Source organism: Bombella sp. ESL0380 (assembly GCF_009725805.1).
GTDB lineage: Bacteria > Pseudomonadota > Alphaproteobacteria > Acetobacterales > Acetobacteraceae > Bombella > Bombella apis.
On record NZ_WNIH01000003.1, the window covers coordinates 237566 to 256395 of the forward strand.

The 18830-nt window shown below is 60.1% G+C and carries 15 protein-coding genes; 10 read left to right on the plus strand and 5 right to left on the minus strand.

Annotated features, from left to right (window positions below; all coding sequences use genetic code 11):
- Positions 1-41: 41 nt before the first annotated feature.
- Complete coding sequence (hisC, locus tag GM608_RS02245; RefSeq protein ID WP_086431155.1) at positions 42-1106, minus strand: histidinol-phosphate transaminase; 1065 nt, start codon at positions 1104-1106, stop codon at positions 42-44.
- The gene (locus GM608_RS02250) at positions 1103-1606 is read right to left on the minus strand and encodes an ankyrin repeat domain-containing protein (RefSeq protein WP_043560832.1); all 504 of its coding nucleotides are present in this window, start codon (positions 1604-1606) and stop codon (positions 1103-1105) included. The genes hisC and GM608_RS02250 overlap by 4 nt, the downstream gene beginning before the upstream one ends.
- Positions 1607-1977: 371 nt before the next feature.
- Here GM608_RS02250 and tkt point away from each other — a divergent pair, with 371 nt between their 5' ends.
- The 7 genes from tkt (at position 1978) to GM608_RS02285 (ending at position 10819) form a co-directional block, all read left to right on the plus strand.
- Positions 1978-4029 carry a transketolase gene (tkt, locus tag GM608_RS02255; RefSeq protein WP_333644929.1) on the plus strand — a complete coding sequence of 684 codons (2052 nt, stop codon included), beginning with the start codon at positions 1978-1980 and terminating at the stop codon, positions 4027-4029.
- A 20-nt stretch (positions 4030-4049) separates the two neighbouring features.
- Positions 4050-6899, plus strand: coding sequence for a bifunctional transaldolase/phosoglucose isomerase (locus tag GM608_RS02260; RefSeq protein ID WP_081562947.1), 2850 nt, complete (start codon positions 4050-4052; stop codon positions 6897-6899).
- 2 nt (positions 6900-6901) lie between these two features.
- Positions 6902-7906, plus strand: a complete 1005-nt coding sequence (gnd, locus tag GM608_RS02265; protein ID WP_043560825.1) for a phosphogluconate dehydrogenase (NAD(+)-dependent, decarboxylating) — start codon at positions 6902-6904, stop codon at positions 7904-7906.
- 71 nt (positions 7907-7977) lie between these two features.
- On the plus strand, positions 7978-8814 hold the full coding sequence (locus GM608_RS02270; RefSeq protein WP_333644930.1) for an HAD family hydrolase: 837 nt from the start codon (positions 7978-7980) through the stop codon (positions 8812-8814).
- 21 nt (positions 8815-8835) lie between these two features.
- Positions 8836-9576: a 6-phosphogluconolactonase gene (pgl, locus tag GM608_RS02275; RefSeq protein WP_043560822.1), complete on the plus strand. Its 741-nt coding sequence runs from the start codon at positions 8836-8838 to the stop codon at positions 9574-9576.
- A complete protein-coding gene (rpiA, locus tag GM608_RS02280; RefSeq protein WP_043560820.1) occupies positions 9573-10262 on the plus strand; it encodes a ribose-5-phosphate isomerase RpiA in 690 nt (229 codons plus the stop codon). The genes pgl and rpiA overlap by 4 nt, the downstream gene beginning before the upstream one ends.
- Positions 10259-10819, plus strand: a complete 561-nt coding sequence (locus GM608_RS02285) for a gluconokinase (RefSeq protein WP_043561569.1) — start codon at positions 10259-10261, stop codon at positions 10817-10819. The genes rpiA and GM608_RS02285 overlap by 4 nt, the downstream gene beginning before the upstream one ends.
- Before the next feature lie 142 nt (positions 10820-10961).
- Here GM608_RS02285 and GM608_RS02290 read toward each other — a convergent pair whose 3' ends face one another.
- Complete coding sequence (locus GM608_RS02290) at positions 10962-12431, minus strand: ATP-binding protein (RefSeq protein ID WP_086431152.1); 1470 nt, start codon at positions 12429-12431, stop codon at positions 10962-10964.
- Positions 12428-13669, minus strand: coding sequence for a TIGR03862 family flavoprotein (locus tag GM608_RS02295; RefSeq protein ID WP_333644932.1), 1242 nt, complete (start codon positions 13667-13669; stop codon positions 12428-12430). Before GM608_RS02295 ends, GM608_RS02290 begins: the two co-directional genes overlap by 4 nt.
- 138 nt (positions 13670-13807) lie before the next feature.
- On the opposite strand from GM608_RS02295, the gene panC reads away from it, so the two are divergent.
- Positions 13808-14638: a pantoate--beta-alanine ligase gene (panC, locus tag GM608_RS02300; protein ID WP_043560810.1), complete on the plus strand. Its 831-nt coding sequence runs from the start codon at positions 13808-13810 to the stop codon at positions 14636-14638.
- 284 nt (positions 14639-14922) lie between these two features.
- Positions 14923-16041, plus strand: a complete 1119-nt coding sequence (locus GM608_RS02305) for a glycerol dehydrogenase (protein ID WP_154981630.1) — start codon at positions 14923-14925, stop codon at positions 16039-16041.
- 257 nt (positions 16042-16298) lie between these two features.
- Here the strand turns inward: GM608_RS02305 and GM608_RS02310 are convergent, their stop codons facing one another.
- Complete coding sequence (locus tag GM608_RS02310) at positions 16299-17810, minus strand: globin-coupled sensor protein (protein ID WP_081562952.1); 1512 nt, start codon at positions 17808-17810, stop codon at positions 16299-16301.
- A gap of 450 nt (positions 17811-18260) precedes the next feature.
- Between GM608_RS02310 and GM608_RS02315 the strand changes: the two genes are divergently transcribed.
- Positions 18261-18776 (plus strand): hypothetical protein, encoded by a 516-nt coding sequence (locus tag GM608_RS02315; RefSeq protein ID WP_333644935.1) that lies wholly within the window; start codon positions 18261-18263, stop codon positions 18774-18776.
- Positions 18777-18830: the final 54 nt, after the last annotated feature.

The window sequence follows — 18830 nt, forward strand, 5'->3', positions numbered from 1 at the left end:
TCTGTCCTGTTAATCTGTAAAATGATGAGGGGGCTGATGCGTCAGCGGGGCAGCAGGTCATCCAGTGCGGCCAGCAGGGCGTCCATCTCCTCATCCGTGCCGATGGTGATGCGGAGCCAGTCGCTGATGCGGGGGCTGCCGCCCTGATGGCGGACGATGATGGCCCGCTCCCGCAGGCCGGTGAAAAGCGTGTCAGCTGGGCATGAGGGGTGATGGGCCAGAATGAAATTGGCCGTGGAGGGCAGGACCGTCATGCCACGCTCCCTCAGGGCTGCCACGGTGCGCTCCCGTGTGGCGATGATGCGGGTGGTGGTCTGTTCCAGCCACTCCGTGTCCCGGATGGAGGCTTCAGCCCCGGCCTGTGCCGGGCGGGACAGCGGATAGGAGTTGAAGCTGTCTTTTACCCGTGTCAGCCCTTCCACCAGCTCCGCCGAGCCGATGGCATAGCCCACGCGCAGCCCCGCCAGACCGGAGGATTTGGAGAAGGTACGGACGATGAGAAGGTTGGGATAACGCTGTGTCAGGGCCACGGCGCTGGTCCCGCCGAAATCGACATAGGCTTCATCGATGATGACCGTCTGGGCATTGAAGCGCTTCAGAAGTCCTTCAATGGCTGGCAGGGGCAGGCTGATGCCGGTGTTGGCATTGGGATTGGCGATTATGACACCACCAGCCGGACCGTCATAATCGTCTGGTGCGATGGTGAAATCATCCCGCAGGGGAATGGTGCGGTAATCCAGCCCGAACATCTGGCAGTAGATCGGGTAGAAGCCATAGGTCACATCGCTGAACAGGACCGGCGCATCGTCACGGAAGAGGGCCCGGAAGGCGTGGGCCAGGACCTCGTCAGAACCGTTGCCGGTGAAGACGCACTCGACCGGAACTCCTTCCTGTTCAGCAATGGCCGTGCGCAGGGCCAGGGCTGTCGGGTCTGGATAGAGGCGCAGGTCATCAGTTACGCTGGCCTTCATCGCTTCCAGCGCACGGGGGGACGGACCGTAGGGGGACTCATTGGTGTTCAGCTTGACCAGATTGGTCATGCGGGGCTGTTCACCGGGGATGTAGGGCTGGAGGTCGTGGACCTGCCGGTTCCAGAAACGGCTCATGGGGCGGTGGCCTCCGCAAAGAGGCTGCCAAGGCCCTGGCGGTGGGCAAGGTCTCTGGCGGAAAGGCCTTCCGTATCCCGGATGTCCGGGTTGGCGCCACGTTCCAGCAGCAGGCGGGCCATGCCCTGCCGTCCGAACATGATGGCAAACATGAGCGGCGTGCGCCCGGCATGGTTGGCCTGGTCGATATTGGCGCCACGCTCCAGCAGCAGGCGGGCAATGGCCTCATACCCCTTGAAGGCCACACCGGAGAGCGCCGTGGCCCCCTTGGCGTCCACGCCGTTCGGGTCGGCCCCGTTGTCCAGCAGCAGGCTGGCCGTGTCGAGCTGGTCGTTGTAGGTGGCGACGATGAGGGGTGTATAGCCCCGGCTGTCGGCACAGTCTGCCGGCATGCCGGCCTCAAGAAACTGCCTGACCAGATCATTCTCACCATTGCGGGCCGCATCGATGAAGAGAGCGGTGATCTGCTCCGGGGTGAAGGACATTTCGGGCTGCGTCATGGATGGGCTGCCTTTGCGGTAAAAGAATGGGTCGTGTCAGAGGCCTCTGAATGTCCTGCCTGCCGGTGGTCAGGTCAAGGGGGAAAAGGCCTTTCTGGCGTGCAGGATATGTGGTTGCGGCAGGCCTGATGGAAGAGGGCAGGCTGACCGGAATCTGCCGCCGGGTCTGACAGGTCCAGCCTGTCTGTAAGGGATGGGTAGGAAAATTGATCTTATTTGCCGGTAGGGCATTGCGTTCTTTCGCAGGATAAGGCCACTTGTGAAATATCCGGACTGCATCGGGCCGTGTTAAGGGGCATGAGCCTGCTGTGGGTGATCGGATGATTGTTTGAATTGAGGACGTTAGATCAGTGAACAGTATGCTGTCGAAAATGAGCATAGACACGATCCGCACATTGGTGATGGATAGTGTGGAGCGTGCAAAATCCGGCCATCCGGGTACCGCAATGGCTCTGGCCCCGGCCATGTATGCTTACTGGCAGTTTACGATGTATTATAACCCGGCCGATCCCTTTTGGCCGGGGCGTGACCGATTTATCCTCTCGGGTGGGCATGCGTCCATCCTTCTCTATGCCACGGTGTTTCTGGCCGGGGTGAAGGATATTGAGAACGGGCAGGTGGTCGATCGCCCCGCCCTGACGCTGGAAGACCTGAAAAATTTCCGCCGTTTTGAATCCCGCACACCGGGCCATCCCGAATACGGGCTGACAGCCGGGGTGGAGATCACGACCGGCCCGCTGGGGCAGGGGTGCAGCAGTGCGGTGGGCATGGCCATGGCCGAGCGATGGCTTGCCACACATTACGGCCGCCCGGGGTTCGACCTCTTTGGCTATCACATTACCTCTTTCTGTGGTGATGGGGATATCATGGAGGGGGTTGCGGCCGAGGCCGCATCCTTGGCCGGACATCTGAAGCTGGGCAACCTGACATGGGTGTATGACAGCAACCGCATTTCCATTGAGGGCTCCACGGATGTGACCTTCACGGAGAATGTGGCCATGCGGTTTGAATCCTATGGCTGGCAGGTGCTGGAAGTTGCTGATGGCAACGACGTGCCTGCCATCTGTGAAGCCCTGAAACAGGGACGGGAGGAAACCTCCCGCCCGACCCTGATCATTCTCAGGACGATCATCGGTTATGGGGCACCGGGCAAGGCGGGAACGGCCTCTGCCCATGGTGAGCCGCTTGGCATGGAGGAGCTGGCAGGGGCCAAGAAGGCCTATGGCTGGCCCGAAGATGCGCCGCATTTTACTGTGCCGGATGGCGTGCAGGAGCATTTCGAGGCACTGGCCGGGCAGCGTGGGGCCAGAGCACAGGCGGAATGGGAGGCACGGTTTGCCGAGTACTGCGCCCGGTATCCGAAGGAAGGGGACGAGCTGCGGCACATTTTTGCCGGAACCCTGCCAGAAGGCTGGGAAACGGAGCTGCCTGTCTATCCGGCGGATGAGAAAGGGCTGGCCTCCCGCCAGAGTTCCGGGGAGGTGCTCAATGCCGTGGCATCCCAGTTCCCCTGGCTGGTTGGCGGGGCGGCGGACCTTGCGCCTTCTACCAAGACACTCATCAAGGGCGCCCGGTCGGTGCAGGCCCCTTCAAACATGGTGCAGGAAGGGGCTGGCTATGATGGCCGCAACATGCACTTCGGTGTGCGTGAACATGCGATGGCCGCCATCTGCAACGGCTTGGCCCTGAGTGGCCTGCGGCCTTTCTGTGCGGGCTTCCTGATCTTTTCTGATTACATGAAGCCCGCCATCCGTCTGGCAGCGCTGATGCACCTGCCGGTGATCTATGTGTTCACGCATGATTCCATCGGCGTGGGGGAGGATGGCCCGACCCATCAGCCCATCGAGCAGCTCGCTCAGTTCCGGTCCATGCCGGGGCTGACCATGCTGCGTCCGGCAGATGCCAATGAGGTGGTGGAAAGCTGGCGTGTGGCCATGCAGCATCGTGCTGGCCCCGTGGCTCTTGCCCTGACACGGCAGAACCTGCCAACGCTGGACCGTACCCGGTATGCCTCGGCCGAGGGTGTGGCCCGTGGTGGCTACATTCTGGCGGACTGTGAGGGTGAGCCGGAGATTCTGTTGATGGCGTCCGGCTCCGAGGTTTCGCTCGTGGTCGGTGTCTATGAGCGGCTGAAGGCTGAAGGCGTGCGGGCCCGTGTGGTCTCCATGCCAAGCTTCGATCTGTTCGAGAGCCAGGACAGGGCCTATCGTGACACCGTCCTGCCACCTTCTGTCCGTAGGCGTGTCGGTGTAGAGATGGCTTCCGGCTTTGGGTGGGACCGCTATGTGGGGCTGGATGGTGTCGTCATTGCCATGAACAGCTTTGGGGAATCCGGCGCAGCAGCAGAGCTGATGGCGAAGTTCGGCTTTACGGTAGACTCTGTTTATGAACAGGCCCGCCAGTTGTTACAGAAGGCAGACTGACTGGATAAGGAGTGAGAGTGATGGAAAACACCCCGCCAGAGACACCTTTGACCCGTCTGGTCAGCCATGGGCAGTCCATCTGGCTGGATTTCATCCGGAGGGATTTCATCGAGGATGGCCGTCTGGCAGCCATGGTGAAGGAGGACGCCCTGAAAGGGGTGACCTCCAACCCGGCCATTTTCGAGCAGGCCATTGGCCATGGTGCGGAATATGAGGAAGCCGTGCAGGCCCTCCTGGCCAGCGGCAGCCTGACAGCCGGTGCGCTTTATGAGGCGCTGGCCGTGGAAGATATCCGTCAGGCCTGCGAGGTTCTGCGGCCCGTGTTTGACGAAACCGGCGGACGGGATGGCTATGTCAGTCTCGAGGTTTCTCCTTACCTGGCATATGATGCTGAAGGCACGCTGGCAGAAGCCCGCAGGCTCTGGCAGCGTGTTGGTCACCCCAATGTGATGATCAAGATTCCGGCGACGGAAGAGGCCATTCCAGCCATTGAGCAGGCTACTGCCGAGGGCATCAACGTCAATGTCACGCTCCTTTTTGCGCTGGGCATGTACGAGAAGGTGCTGGACGCCTATCTGCGGGGGCTGGAGGCCAGGGTGAAGGCCGGTCTGCCGGTGAATCACGTTGGTAGTGTGGCGTCTTTCTTTGTCAGCCGGATTGATGGGCGCATTGATGCCCGCATCGACCGCCGTCTGGCCGCCGGTGACCCGGAAGCCGAGGCGTTGAAGGCCCTGCGGGGGCAGGTGGCCATTGCCAATGCCCGCATGGCGTATCAGCATTATCTCAGGGTAACGGAAAGCCCGCGCTGGAAAGCTCTGGCAGGGAAAGGAGCGCAGACGCAGCGTCTTCTCTGGGCCAGTACGAGCACGAAGGACAAGGCCTATCGTGACGTGCTGTACGTGGAGGAGCTGATTGGCGCTGATACGGTCAATACATTGCCACCCCGTACGCTGGAAGCCTTCCGGGATCATGGCATCCCGGAGGAGCGCCTTGCGCAGGGTGGAGAGAGCGCCAGCCTGATTCTGGCAGAAGCAGGGCGATTGGGGCTTGATCTGGACAGTGTGACCACCACCTTGTTGGAAGAAGGTGTGACGGCTTTCGAGGTCGCTTTTGATGGATTGCTCGGTGCGGTGGCAGCCCGCCGGGAAGCTGTTTTGGGGGAACGTCTTATGCGAGTATCCTTGGCATTGTCGGGTGAGTTGGAAAATGCCGTGGTTGCGGCGGGCAAGAGCTGGAGCCAGGATGGCAAGGTGCGGCGCATCTGGGAGCGTGATGCGTCCGTCTGGACCGGTGGGCCGGAAAGCCGATGGCTCGGCTGGCTGGATGTGGTCAAGAATGGCCGTGCGGCTCTTGAGTCTTATGAGACCTTGGGCCGTGAGGTGAAGGAACGTGGCTACAGCGATGTGCTGCTGCTGGCCATGGGCGGTTCCAGCCTCGGACCGGAAGTGCTGGAGGAAACCTTTGGCCGAGCCCCCGGTGGCCCAAAGCTGCATGTTCTGGACAGTACGGACCCTCAGCAGGTTGCCAGCTTCGGCCGGGCCATCGACCCGGCCAACACGCTGTTCATCGTGTCCAGCAAGTCCGGCAGTACGCTGGAGCCGAACATCCTGTTCGCCTATTTCTGGGATCAGGCGGAGAAGGCCCTTGGCCGTCAGCCCGGTGAGCGTTTCGTCGCCGTGACGGACCCCGGCTCATCGCTGGAAACACTGGCCAGAGACCGTGGCTTTGCCCATATCTTCCACGGCAACCCGGAGATCGGCGGGCGGTATTCCGTTCTGTCCGCCTTTGGTCTCGCTCCGGCGGCGGCAGCAGGGTACGATGTCCGGGCCCTGCTGGACAGCACGCAGCTGATGATCGAGGCGTGCGATGCTTCCGTTCCGCCTGTGACAAACCCTGGTGTCAGTCTGGGGCTGGCCCTTGGGGTGGCGGCCACCAGTTTCCGGCGGGACAAGGTCACGTTCGTGGCTTCGGAGAAGATCGCCTCCCTCGGTGCCTGGCTGGAGCAGCTTCTGGCTGAAAGCACTGGCAAGAACGGCACGGGGCTCATCCCTATTGATGGCGAGCCGCTGGGGGCGCCGGAGGTTTATGGTGATGACCGCATGTTCGTGGAACTGCGGCTGGGGCATGAGCCCGTCAGCCCGGGGATCAAGGCCCTGCGGGAGGCGGGACATCCTGTCGTGACCCTGCATCTCGAGGATGTCGGGCAGATCGTGCAGGCGTTCTTCGTGTTTGAATTTGCCACGGCGGTGGCTGGCTCCGTGCTGGGAATCAATCCTTTTGACCAGCCTGATGTGGAATTCAGCAAGGTTGAGACCCGCAAGCTGACCAAAGCCTATGCCGAGACGGGCCATCTGCCGGAAGAGACGCCGTTCGCCCAGGATGGAAACCTCGCTTTTTACGCTGATGAGCGCAACCGTGAGGCGCTGGGCAGCGGTAGTGCAGAAACCATTCTGAAAGCTCATTTTGACCGTGTGGGCAAGAACGACTATATTGGCCTCCTCGCTTACATTGAGCGGAACAAAGCCCATATCGCCTGGGAGCAGACGGTGAGAACAGAGTTGAGGGATCGGCTTCATGTCGCCACGGCGGCGCAGTTTGGTCCACGGTTCCTCCACTCGACAGGTCAGGCTTACAAGGGGGGGCCCAACAGCGGTGTCTTCCTGCAGGTGACGGCGGATGATGCTGCGGACCTGCCCATACCGGGACACGCTTACAGCTTTGGTGTCGTCAAGGCCGCTCAGGCCCGGGGGGATTTCGACGTTCTGGCCGCTCGTGGCCGTCGTGCGCTGCGTGTGCATGTTGTCGGTCCCCTGCATGAAGGACTGGACCGTCTCGCTCAGCTGGTGACAGATATTCTAAAAGGAGCTTGAGGATGCGTATCGGAATTATCGGACTTGGCCGCATGGGTGGCAATATTGCCGTCCGCCTGACCCGCAAGGGGCATGATGTTGTCGTGTTCGACCGGACTCCCGCTGTCACCGAGAAGATTGTCGAGCGGTCAGAGAAGGGGCGTGCCCAGGGGGCCGAGACCTTCGAGAAAATGGCCGAACTCCTTTCCAGTGAGGAGCGTCGTGTCATCTGGGTCATGCTGCCAGCTGGCAAGGTGACGGAAGACTGCATACAGAAGCTCGCCCCGCTGTTGGGCAAAGGTGACATCATCATCGATGGTGGCAACACCTATTACAAGGAAGATATCCGCCGGGCGAAAGAGCTGGGCGAGCGTGGCATCGATTATATCGATGTCGGGACCTCTGGTGGTGTCTGGGGGCTGGAGCGTGGCTACTGCATGATGTATGGCGGCGAGAAGCACGCTGCGGATTATGTGGACCCCATTCTGGATGCGCTGGCTCCGGGCATGGGTGATGTGCCCCGCACGCCGGACCGTGAGGATGATGGCCGCCACGACCCGCGGGCCGAGAGGGGGTATCTTTACTGTGGTCCGGCCGGGGCTGGTCATTTCGTGAAGATGATCCATAACGGCATCGAATACGGCATGATGCAGGCCATCGCTGAGGGTTTTGATGTGCTGGCCAGCAAGAACTCCGAAAAGCTGCCGGAAGATGAGCGTTATGACCTGCATCTGGCTGATATTGCCGAGGTGTGGCGCCGTGGTAGTGTCGTGTCCTCCTGGCTGCTGGACCTGACAGCCGAGGCGCTGGCCCGTTCCGGTGATCTGAGCGAGTTCAGTGGCGAGGTGCAGGATTCCGGTGAAGGCCGCTGGACGATCGAAGCCGCCATTGAGGAGGCCGTGCCTGCCCCGGTAATGACCGCAGCCCTTTATACCCGTTTCCGGTCCCGTACCGGCAACAATTTCGCCGAGAAGGCTCTTTCGGCCATGCGGTATGGATTTGGTGGCCATACCGAGCGCAAGAAATAAACTGTTCTGGAGAATGGGGGATGCGGTAGGGGGCCGCACCCCTTCTTCCCCCGTGAGGGAGGAAGATACTCATGACAGAAACATCCCCCAGGATCAGGCTGGTGCTGTCCGATATGGATGGCACCATTCTTGGTTCTGACAGAACCATTTCTCCCACAACAGGCACGGCCGTCCAGCATCTGGCAGAGCGGGGTGTGGCTCTGGCGCTCGTCAGTGCCCGCATCCCGGCGGCTGTGCTGCCTTATGTCCGGCAGCTCGGGCTGAAAGGGCCCTGTGCCGGATTTAATGGGGGCGTCTTTTTCATGCCGGATGGCACCATTCTGAAGAGCCACCATTTTTCTGTCGGGGATCTTGCGGCTATTCTCGAAGCTCTGTCTCCTTTCCCTGTGGAGGTCTGGTTTCAGACAGAACAGGAATGGCTGGTGCGTGACAGTCAGACGCTGCTGGCAAAGCGGGAGCAGGAGTTGACGGGCATCACGCCCCGGGCAGTATCTTCATGGCCCGTCACGCCGAAGACCGTGAACCGCCTTATGGTCTGTTCTGACGATACAGCCCTGATTGCCCGGCTGGAAGCCGAGCTGGCGGCTCCTTTTGCCGGGCGGGCGAGCCTGCTGCGTTCGGCCCCACACAAGTTGAACATCACACCTGCCCTGGCCACGAAGGGCAAGGCGGTGGCAGAGCTGGCCAGACTGTATGGCGTAACACCGCAGGAAGTGGCTGCTCTTGGCGATGCCCCCAATGACATCCCGATGCTGCAGGCGGCTTGCATGGGCATCGCCATGGGGCAGGCGCCGGATTCCGTGAAGAAAGAAGCCACCCATGTGACCGGAAAACCTGATGAAGGTGGCTGGGCATATGCTGCCGAGACGTTCATTATGCCGCTAGCCCCCTGCCAGCAGGGGAGATGACGTGATTCGGAGGGTACGGGTATGACGACAGACATGCGCCATGCGGTCGTAGAGGTTCTGAAGGACTCAGAAGCCGTGGCTATGGAAATGGCCAGACTGCTGATCAGGACGGTGAAAGAAAAGCAACAGGGCAGGGTGCGCATTGCTCTCTCTGGTGGATCCACGCCCAAGCAGCTTTTTGCGATTCTTGCCCAGCCCGACATGGCCCGGCAGGTGGACTGGTCCCGTGTCGAAATTTTCTATGGGGATGAACGTCACGTGCCCGAGGGCCATGCGGACAGCAACCATGCCAGCGCCCGGGAGCTGCTGCTCTCCAGGGTCTCCATCCCGGCGGCTCAGGTCCATCCGATGCCGACAGCCGCTACGGTTGCGGAAGATGCTGCCAGCTACCAGAGCGTTCTGGAACAGGCCTATGGTGCCACGAAGCTGGAAGCAGGCCGCCCGCTGTTTGATATCGTCATGCTTGGCCTGGGTACGGATGGGCATACGGCATCCCTGTTCCCGGGGGAGCCTGTCCTTGAGGAAAAGAAGGCCTGGGTTGGCGTCGCAGCGCCCCGTACGGCCCCGCATGAGCGCCTTACGCTGACCTACCCGGCCATTGCCTCCAGTGCACTGGTCGTTTTCCTTGTCACCGGGGAAAATAAAGTACCAATGCTGGCCCGTTTGCGTCAGGGGGATGGCAGCATCCCATCAGGGCGTATTGTTTCCGAGGGGAAAATCCTCATACTGGCCGATGAAGCCGCTGCTGGAGAGCTTTCATGAATGTAGATGACTGTAAACGTGCTGCTGCCCATCTTGCTGCAAGCCTCGTCAAACCGGGGATGGTCGTCGGGCTGGGGACAGGCAGTACCGCAGCATTCATGATTGAAAGGCTCGGTGAGCGTGTTGCCGGGGAAGGGCTGGATATTCATGCCATCCCGACCTCCGAGGAATCGACAAGACTTGCCCGTGCAGCGGGGATTCCGATCACGACGTTTGCAGAACATTCCGTAGTCGACATCACCATTGATGGCGCAGATGAGGTGGAGCGCAAGACGCTGAATCTCATCAAGGGGCTGGGGGCTGCTCTGCTGCGTGAGAAGATCGTTGCCCAGGCGTCACGGCGTTTTGTCGTGATCGTGGATGTAACCAAACCGGTTGACCAGCTTGGCCAGCGGGTGCCTGTACCAGTGGAGGTTGTTCCATTTGGCTACGAGGCAACGGCAGCCCGTCTGGAGGCTCTGGGGGCAAAGGTCATCCGTCCCCGTCGGCATCTGACAGGCGAGCTGCTTATTACCGATAACGGGAACAGGATACTTGATTGCGCTTTCGGTCCGATCAGTGACGTGCAGGCTCTCGCCACGCGTCTGGATGGTACGGTAGGCGTGGTGGAGCATGGTTTGTTCCCCAATATGGCAACCGATGTGCTGGTTGCCACCGAACGGGAGGTTGAACAATGGACGCCATGACAGAAAAAGAAGCCGCCAAGGCTGCATCGGGTATTGCTCCGCATTACATTGTGGTGATGGGGGTTTCCGGCAACGGCAAGACCACTGTGGCTGAGCTGCTTTCCAAGAGCCTTGGCTGGCCGTTTCAGGAAGGTGATGACCTGCATCCCAAAGCCAATGTGGAAAAGATGCGCAGTGGCCACCCGTTGACGGATGAAGATCGTGCCCCCTGGCTGGAGCTGTGCCACGACTGGCTGGCCAAGTGCGCCGAGAAGGGGACCGGTGCCGTGCTGACCTGTTCCGCCCTGAAGAAGAAATATCGTGATGCGTTGGCCAAGCATATTCCGGTCCAGTTCGTCTACCTGAAGGTGGACCCGAAGATCATAGAGGACCGGCTGAAGCACCGTGTCGGGCATTATATGCCGCCGACCCTTCTGCCGAGCCAGCTGGCCACTCTGGAGGAGCCGACAGATGACGAGCCGGTGATCCGTGTTCCTGGTGATGCAACGCCGGAAGAGCTGCGGGACCGTGTGATTGAGCGTCTGCGTGTTGTCCCCCCGCCGAAGGTGGTGGACTGATACAGGGTCGGTTATTACCGGTTCAGTGATGGCCCTTTCTTTGGGCATCAGGAAATGGCGGGGCCTCTGGCTCCGCCATTTTTCGTGGGGAAAGGAGACCCTTGCCCGGGCGGCTCCTTCCCATGGGGGCTGTTCAGGGGGGTCAGGCCGGGGAGGCTGTCTGCCAGCCCGGGCCAATAATGGCGATCCGACGGTGGCGGCCCGTGCCCTGAAGGATGATGGCCTCGCATTTCTCAAGATAAGTAAGCTGCCGCCGTGCCCGCCCTAGAGAATGGGTGCCATAGGCCCGGGCCAGAGCGGCATCATCCGGGCAGGGTTTGCCTTCCATGGCTGCATGGGCGAGCAGGAAATAGACAGGCTGCATGTCGTCCGGCAGGCGGCTGGCCCGCTGCTGGATGTCCTGCCAGGCCTCGCTCTCGGCCCGTTCACGGGTGATACCGCAGCGGATGGTGCTCAGCATGGTCTGGAACTGCGGCATGGGCAGGATGTTGCGGGAGAACCCGGCCAGCCGTGCCCTCATCTGGAAGTCCTGATACAGGGTGGCGAGTGGCCGGTAGGCGGCATCCTCATCCTGTCCGGCTTCGGCGACGAGAGTCCAGAGAGTTTCCGGGTCTGGTGCAGCCATCTGCTGGCTCTGCTGCTGCTCTCTGGCGTCACGGGAGGAGCTGTAGGCATCAAGCTGCGCCAGCAGGTCCGGTTTGGGGGCAGCCGGTTCCTTGCGGGGGCGGGAAGCGGGTTCGGGCGGGGCCTCGAGGATGAGATCCCGCAGCTCATCCACAGGAATGTTGGGCTGTTCAAGCGGCATGAGGGCAGGGCCACCTGCATGGCTGGCTGTCTCGACCGGACCGATGGTGACACGTTGGGGGCGACGGGCGAGGGCGGGTCCCAGCGCCATGAACTGCCCACGGGCAAGGTCCCTGAAGCCTTCGGCAGCACGGCGCTCCATGCCCAGAAGGTCGGCGGCACGAGCCATGTCGATATCCAGAAAGGTCCGTCCCATCAGGAAGTTGGAAGCCTCGGCGGCGACATTCTTGGCCAGCTTGGCCAGACGCTGGGTGGCAATGATGCCTGCCATGCCCCTTTTGCGTCCCCGGCACATGAGGTTGGTCATCGCATTGAGGGAGAGGCGGCGTGCCTCGTCAGAGGTATCACCCCCGGCAATGGGGGCGAAGAGCTGGGCTTCGTCCACCACGATGAGGACAGGATACCAGTAGGCCCTTGGCGCTTCGAACATGCCGGTCAGGAAGGCACCGACAGAACGGAGCTGCCCTTCCGGCTCGCTCTGCTCAAGATTCAGCACGACAGAGGCCCGGTGCATCCGGACCCGTTCCCCCGCACTTCGCAGGCTGGCTTCGGACTGTGTGTCCGTCTCGATGACGAGATGGTCGTATTTTTCTGCCAGCGTGACGAAATCCCCTTCCGGGTCGATGATGACCTGTTGGACGAGAGTTGCGCTCTGCTCCAGCAGACGCCGGAGGAGGTGGGATTTCCCAGAGCCGGAATTGCCCTGCACGAGCAGGCGGGTAGCCAGCAGTTCAGGCAGGTCGATGTGGGCATCCTCACCACGGGCTGTGGTGCCAAGAAGAAGGGGGCCAAAATGTGATGAACTCATGGCGCCACTTTACCGGGCAATGGACGGGAGAGCCAGTGATGAACAGCCTCTGCACAGAAGCAGGCGGTGGAAAAACAGCCCTGGAGCAGATAGCCCCCTGTAGGAGCATCCCAGTCCAGCATTTCACCACAGGCGAACAGGCCGGGCTGGTGGCGCAGCATGAAGCCTTCATCCAGCGCTGCCTGTTTCAGCCCTCCGGCGGTGGAAATGGCCCTGTCCAGCGCAGCAGGAGCCACAAGGTGCAGGGGGGCCTGCGTGATGGCGTCTGTCAGCTCACCGGGTGTGCGGGCGTCCGGGCAGAGCTGGGTGAGCAGCTCCCGCATGGTACGGTCCAGCCCCAGAGCCTTGCGCAGCCTGTTGCTCCGGCTTTCACGGAGACGCTGGCGGGCGAGGCGTTCCAGTATGCGTTCCTGCGTCAGAGTCGGGCGGAGATTCAGGTGGACGGTTACGGTGTCTCCGCCTGATTTTGCCAGAGCCTGTCGCAGTGGAGCTGAAAGGGCGTAAAGTGGTGCTCCCTCCAGCCCCCGTTTCGTGATGATGAGATCGCCACGATGTGTCTGGCCGGCGAAGTTGAGCGTGACTCCCCGCAGGGTCTCGCCTTCGTGGCGGAGCAGGAATTCGGCAGGCCAGTCCGGCATGAAGCCGCAGTTGGAGGGGGCAAAAGGCGTGCAGTGCTGTTCCAGCAGCGATGCCCATTGCCCGTTACTGCCCAGTCGTGCCCAGCTGCTGCCCCCCAGGGCGAGGATGACGGCACGTCCTGTCTGCTGGACCGGGCCTTCCGGTGTCTGGAAGGTGAGAGACAGGCCCTGCATATCTGTCAGCCTGTGGCGGGGAAAGAATTGCACGCCCTGTTCCTGAAGGCGGACCAGCCAGCGGCGCAGCAGGGGAGAGGCCTTGAGGGATTTCAGAAAGACCCGGCCAGAACTGCCGGTGAAGCAGGGTTCGCCCAATCCTTCAGCCCAGAGGCGGAGAGCCTCGGGCGGGAAGTGGTGGATGGCAGGTTCCAGCCAGTCCCGTGCTGTCCCGTAGCGTTGCAGGAATGGTTCCAGCGGTTCACTGTGGGTGAGGTTCAGGCCGCTGCGGCCTGCCATGAGGAGTTTCCGTCCCGGCCTGGCCATGTGGTCGAACAGATGGACCTCATGGCCCTTCCGGCTCAGACATTCAGCGGCAAACAGCCCTGCCGGGCCAGCCCCGATGATGGCAATGGGGAGTGTACGGGCCGTACTGGTGTCGGGCATGGGCAGTCCGTTCTGGCTGGGTGTGGCGGCGGTGAGGTGTTGTTAGCCTGTTCCGGCCTGTCGGGGAAGACAGACAGGAGGCAGACAGGGTATGGAAAGGCGTAGCCTGCGAGGGCAATCATCCGGGAAAGGGACGACATGAAACTCTGCACGACGGTTCAGGAGATGCGGCAGGAGCGGGCGCAGCTTGGCAGGGTCGGCTTTGTACCGACGATGGGCTTCCTGCATGAGGGGCATCTTTCGCTTGTTCGCCGTGCCCGGGAGGAGACTGATGCTGTTGTCGTCAGTCTCTTTGTCAATCCCATACAGTTCGGGTCGGCGGATGATCTTGCCAATTATCCCCGGGCGCTGGAACGGGATATTGCCCTGCTGCGCAGGGAGGGCGTGGCCTGTGTTTTTACGCCGGAAGCGGCAGAATTCTACCCTGAAGGGTTCGCCACGCAGGTGGATGTTGGTGGTGTGGCGCTGGAGCTTGAGGGGCCGTCCCGTCCCGGCCATTTTGCAGGTGTGGCGACGGTGCTGGCGAAATTCTTCAACATCATCCAGCCGCAGCGGGCCTATTTTGGGCAGAAAGATGCCCAGCAATGTGCTGTTGTCCAGCGGTTCGTGCGGGACCTGAATATTCCGGTAGATATTGTGACCCTGCCAACATGGCGGGAGGCGGACGGTCTTGCCGGGTCGAGCCGCAACAGTCGTCTGACGGAGGCGGAACGCCACAGGGCCCCGGTGCTGCATCAGGCTCTCTGCCGGGGCCGGACCCTGGTGCAGGCTGGTGAGCGCCGCCGTGCCGTGCTGGAGGGGGCCATGCGGGATGTGCTGGTGCAGGCCGGGCTTGTGGATATTGACTATGTCACCATCGTGAATCCGGATACGTTCCAGGCTGAAGAGGAGGTCCGGGAGGGGGCTCTGGCCTTGCTGGCCGTGCAGCTGGGGGCCGTGCGGCTGATCGACAATATGCCGCTGTTCTGAAAAGTGGTCATGCCCCTTTGTTGAGAACAGGATGCAATAATTCTCATATTGGTAATTGCGTTTGCCGGATATTCATCCCTCAATAAAGAGGGTTGTATTTGTCCTGTTATTTGCCAGCCATGAGGTGAGATCAGAGAGGAGGCGGGACACGCCTGTCACCTATGCATGGCAATACATGCTGGCATGTTGTGAAAGCCAGTAATGTCTTCTGGTCAAGTGGCGGGCGAAGGGGTAGCGTGGCGGGGTAACAAGGCATTTACATATGCTTGAAGGAGATATCGAGCATGGTTGAGAAAACCCCGCGCACCGTTTCAGCCCCCAAGAAATTCATTATCGGTACGGGTCTGCTGGCCCAGCTGCATGACTATGTAAAAGATTTTGGCGACAACGCTTTCATCATCAGCGATGAATTCTTTGTGGAGCGTGTCCAGAAGGAATCCGTGGCTGGGCTGGAGAAAGCCGGGCTGAAAGGCACAGCCGAGAGGTTCGGCTGTGAATGTACGGATGCCGAGATCAAGCGTCTGGGCGAGCTGGCCAAGACACGTGGTGCCAATGTCATTGTCGGTATTGGTGGTGGCAAGACGCTGGATACCAGCAAGGCCGTTGCCCATTATTACAAGCTGCCACTCATCCTCTATCCGACCATTGCCTCCACCGATGCACCCTGCATTGCGCTGGCTGTGATCTATACGGAGAAGGGCGAGTTCGACCGGTACCTCTTCCTGCCGCAGAATCCCGATGTCGTTGTGGCTGATACGGGTGTGATTGCCGGTGCCCCGGTGCGCTTCTTTGCTGCTGGTATCGGTGATGCCCTTTCCACATACTTTGAGGCCCGCGCCTGCTACCGGTCTGATGGGGTGAACCTTTCCTGCAAGCGTCCGTCCCGTACGGGACTCGGTCTGGCCCGCATGTGCTATGACCTGGTCTGCAAGAATGTTGATCTCGCCATGGATGCCGTGCGCAACAAGGTGCCGACCCGGGCTCTGGAAGAGATGGTCGAGGCAACCATTTATCTCAGCGGGACCGGTGCCGAGACGGGTGGTCTTGCCGCTGCTCATGCCGTGCATAATGGCATGACCGCTATCGAGGATCTCCATCATGCCCAGCATGGTGAGAAGGTGGTCTTTGGTCTGATGACCCAGCTGGTGCTGGAGAATGCACCGAAGGAAGAGATTGAAGAGGTGCTGCGTGTCGTGCGGGCAGCTGGCCTGCCGATGACCCTCAAGGAGCTGGGTGTCAAGGAGTTTGTGGAGGCTGACTGGCGCAAGGTGGCCGAGATCGCCTGCGACAAGAACGACACGATGGGCAATCTGCCCTTCAAGGTCACGCCGGATGATGTCTATCATGCCATGGTGGCTGCGAACGCCCTTGGTGAGCGCTATCGTGCCGCCCATCAGGCCTGAAAAGGTCCGACAGGGTGAGGTCATGGCAACATGACCCATTAGGGAAAAGGTCCGGGGTGCTAGGCTCCGGACCTTTTTTCATGGGGGATGGACACTATCAGTGATCTGTTGTTCAGCGGGGCCGTCTTCCGCTGTCTGGCCAGTGTGGCTTCAGGTCGGGTGGATGGTCAGAGAAGGGCGTTTGTTGTCCTGTCTGTCCTGTACTGCTCCATGGTGCAGTATGCCGACCGGCTAGAGGGGCACGGAGGCCCCCCGTATCATTTCTGTCCCCGGAGAACGAACCCATCCAGCAGCTGCCGTAGCTGGCGTGTCCGCTGGGCCATGTTGGAGGTGGCCGCAGAGGTTTCTTCCACCATGGCGGCGTTTTCCCGGGTGCCCTGGTCGATGGTGACGACGGCACCATTCACGTCCCGCAGGGCCGATGCCTGCTCAGATGTGGCCTTTGAGATCTCTCTGAGATGTGTGCCGATATTGGCCACGCTGGAGATGATGGTGTCGATGGCGCTGCTGGCATCCTTCATGATGGCTGAACCGGAATCAACATGGGTCTGGGAGGTATTGATGAGGTCCTTCACCTCTTCGGAAGCATCGCCCACCCGGTTGGCCAGTTTGCGGATCTCCTGCGCCAGGACACGGAACCCGCTGCCGGCTTCGCCCGCATGGGCGGCTTCAACACCGGTGTTCAGTGCCAGAAGATTGGTCTGCGTGGCAATGTTGGAGATGACGTTGGTGATCTTGTTTACGGCTTCGGCAGAACGTTCAATCTCTTCCATGGCCGTGCTGGCACGGCGGATCATGGTGCCGAAACGTTCCGTGATGGCCTGGCACTCCTCAACGAACTGGGTCGCCTCGCTGACACGGGATTCGGTGGAAGATACCGTAGCGGTGATCTGCTCCACGGCAGCGGCCGTTTTTTCGACAGAGGCAGCCTGCCGTTCCGTGCGCTGGGCGAGGTCCTGTGCCGCGCTGTTGATCTCATCAGCGGTATTGTCGATGCTCTCCGTTGCCTCGCTGATGGTATGAAGCGTCTGGCAGAGGGACGAGATGGCGTGATTGAGGTTGTCCCGCATGGGGAGGTAGGTATTGGGGAAGTTCCCATCCACCGTGTGGGAGAGGTTCTTGTTGGCAAGGGCGTCGATGATGTGGCCAAAGCGCTCAGTCACAAACCGGCGTTCTTCTTCAATGGCCTCATCCAGTTTGCTCATTTCTTCCTTGTTGAGCTTTCTGGCTTCATCAATGTAGATGGAAATGGTGAGGTCCATGTCCAGGAAGACGGCCTTGCTGAGGCTGGCGAGGGAGTCCGTCAGCTTGGAGAAGGGCATCTTTGGGGGCAACAGCGGTGCCGGAGGGGCCAGCTGATTTGAGACATCTGCGATGATGTTGGCAAGCAGCAGGGCGTAGCCGCCGATGTACCAGCGTGGTTCCAGCCCGATTTCGGCGTGGGTCCGGCCGATGCGGCGCACCGTATTGGCATATTGCAGGCCGAAATTGGCACCTGCGATGTTCTTCCAGTAAGTCAGCTGCGCCTTTTTGGCTTTCTGTATCTGTGCTTCTGAGGAAAAAAAGCTTCTGGTCTGGGGGGTCCGGCGGACCGTGTCATAGAAGGCATCCAATGCCTTGGGCAGGCATCTGATGACGTATTTTTCAATACGGCGGATGGCCAGGCAGTCCTGTTCACCCAGTTGGAGGAAATGCAGCCGCTCTCTCAGGTCGTCAGTATCCTCAAGGCTTTCATTCGGGTTATGCATGATAGCTGAAAATTTTGACATGATTCCCTCGTGAAGTAACAGATATTATCATGGATAAGACTTAAAAAAGCCTTTTTAAAGCCTTATGGCGGATGGAAGCTTTCTGAAGTATTAAAAGAAATCTTATTTTAATATATTTGGTGTTCGTGTAGCCTGATGTTACCTTCTTCAGCATGTTGCGTTAACCATCTCATGCCGTTCCCTCTCTGAGGGCCAATCCCATCGGCTGTGTGGCTGTTGGCGAGGGCGAGGGGCATGAGGCTGGCCCATCAGCAACCATGTTACGTTTTTGTAACGCAGGTGTGTTTTATGGCGTTCATGTCATGAATTGCCAGTATTCATCAGGGAAAAAGCCAGATTCCAGCATGAGGATGAGGTTGTGCGTGGGGCGTGACTGACCCCTGAGGGGGTGTGCGGGGTCCCCTGTTCTGGTAGAATGGGCCCCGGCAATTTTTTATCCAGGAGGGGGCCATGGCCACAACCGCCAAAATCAGTGTTACTCTTGATCGTTCCAAGATGCTGAATTTCAATTCATCCATGTATGGGCCTGAGTTCCTTGAGCGTATTCTGGAGGCTGTGAAGGCGCTTGCGCCCGAGCCTTATCAGGTTCAGGCCAATTTCGGGTCCGACATTGCTACGGTGGATGTCACCACGACAGAGGATGTTGAAGAATTTCCCGATACGGCAGCAATCTATGCGGCCATCCGGAAGACCTACGAAGAATGGAACCATGCCGTCCGTCAGATCGACGAAGAAAAGCTGGCTGACCTGCCGTTCGCCAAGGACCAGAAGCTGGTGAAGACGGAAGAGCATCGTGGTGAAGGCGATGCGTCCGACCGCTTCCTTGTCATCGATGTACATTATGATGATGAGGGTTTCATCGTGTACGAGATTGAAAAACTGGACCACGAGGGCAAGCCCATTCCCGATACCCGGGAGGCTGTCTCCTTGGAATATCTCGAGGAAATTTTTACAGCAGCTGAGTAAAAACGGGTCGCAGAAAAGCCACCATGGGCCGTGATACGTGTGTGGCTTTTCATT

What these genes read in the sequence shown, in the direction of transcription:
- panC (WP_043560810.1), top strand. Translation starts at nt 13,808, where the DNA reads ATGAAACTCTGCACGACGGTTCAGGAGATGCGGCAGGAGCGGGCGCAG.
- hisC (WP_086431155.1), bottom strand. Translation starts at nt 1,106, where the DNA reads ATGAGCCGTTTCTGGAACCGGCAGGTCCACGACCTCCAGCCCTACATC.
- GM608_RS02295 (WP_333644932.1), bottom strand. Translation starts at nt 13,669, where the DNA reads ATGCCCGACACCAGTACGGCCCGTACACTCCCCATTGCCATCATCGGG.
- tkt (WP_333644929.1), top strand. Translation starts at nt 1,978, where the DNA reads ATGAGCATAGACACGATCCGCACATTGGTGATGGATAGTGTGGAGCGT.
- GM608_RS02315 (WP_333644935.1), top strand. Translation starts at nt 18,261, where the DNA reads ATGGCCACAACCGCCAAAATCAGTGTTACTCTTGATCGTTCCAAGATG.
- GM608_RS02250 (WP_043560832.1), bottom strand. Translation starts at nt 1,606, where the DNA reads ATGACGCAGCCCGAAATGTCCTTCACCCCGGAGCAGATCACCGCTCTC.
- pgl (WP_043560822.1), top strand. Translation starts at nt 8,836, where the DNA reads ATGACGACAGACATGCGCCATGCGGTCGTAGAGGTTCTGAAGGACTCA.
- rpiA (WP_043560820.1), top strand. Translation starts at nt 9,573, where the DNA reads ATGAATGTAGATGACTGTAAACGTGCTGCTGCCCATCTTGCTGCAAGC.
- GM608_RS02290 (WP_086431152.1), bottom strand. Translation starts at nt 12,431, where the DNA reads ATGAGTTCATCACATTTTGGCCCCCTTCTTCTTGGCACCACAGCCCGT.
- GM608_RS02260 (WP_081562947.1), top strand. Translation starts at nt 4,050, where the DNA reads ATGGAAAACACCCCGCCAGAGACACCTTTGACCCGTCTGGTCAGCCAT.
- GM608_RS02305 (WP_154981630.1), top strand. Translation starts at nt 14,923, where the DNA reads ATGGTTGAGAAAACCCCGCGCACCGTTTCAGCCCCCAAGAAATTCATT.
- GM608_RS02270 (WP_333644930.1), top strand. Translation starts at nt 7,978, where the DNA reads ATGACAGAAACATCCCCCAGGATCAGGCTGGTGCTGTCCGATATGGAT.
- GM608_RS02285 (WP_043561569.1), top strand. Translation starts at nt 10,259, where the DNA reads ATGACAGAAAAAGAAGCCGCCAAGGCTGCATCGGGTATTGCTCCGCAT.
- GM608_RS02310 (WP_081562952.1), bottom strand. Translation starts at nt 17,810, where the DNA reads ATGTCAAAATTTTCAGCTATCATGCATAACCCGAATGAAAGCCTTGAG.
- gnd (WP_043560825.1), top strand. Translation starts at nt 6,902, where the DNA reads ATGCGTATCGGAATTATCGGACTTGGCCGCATGGGTGGCAATATTGCC.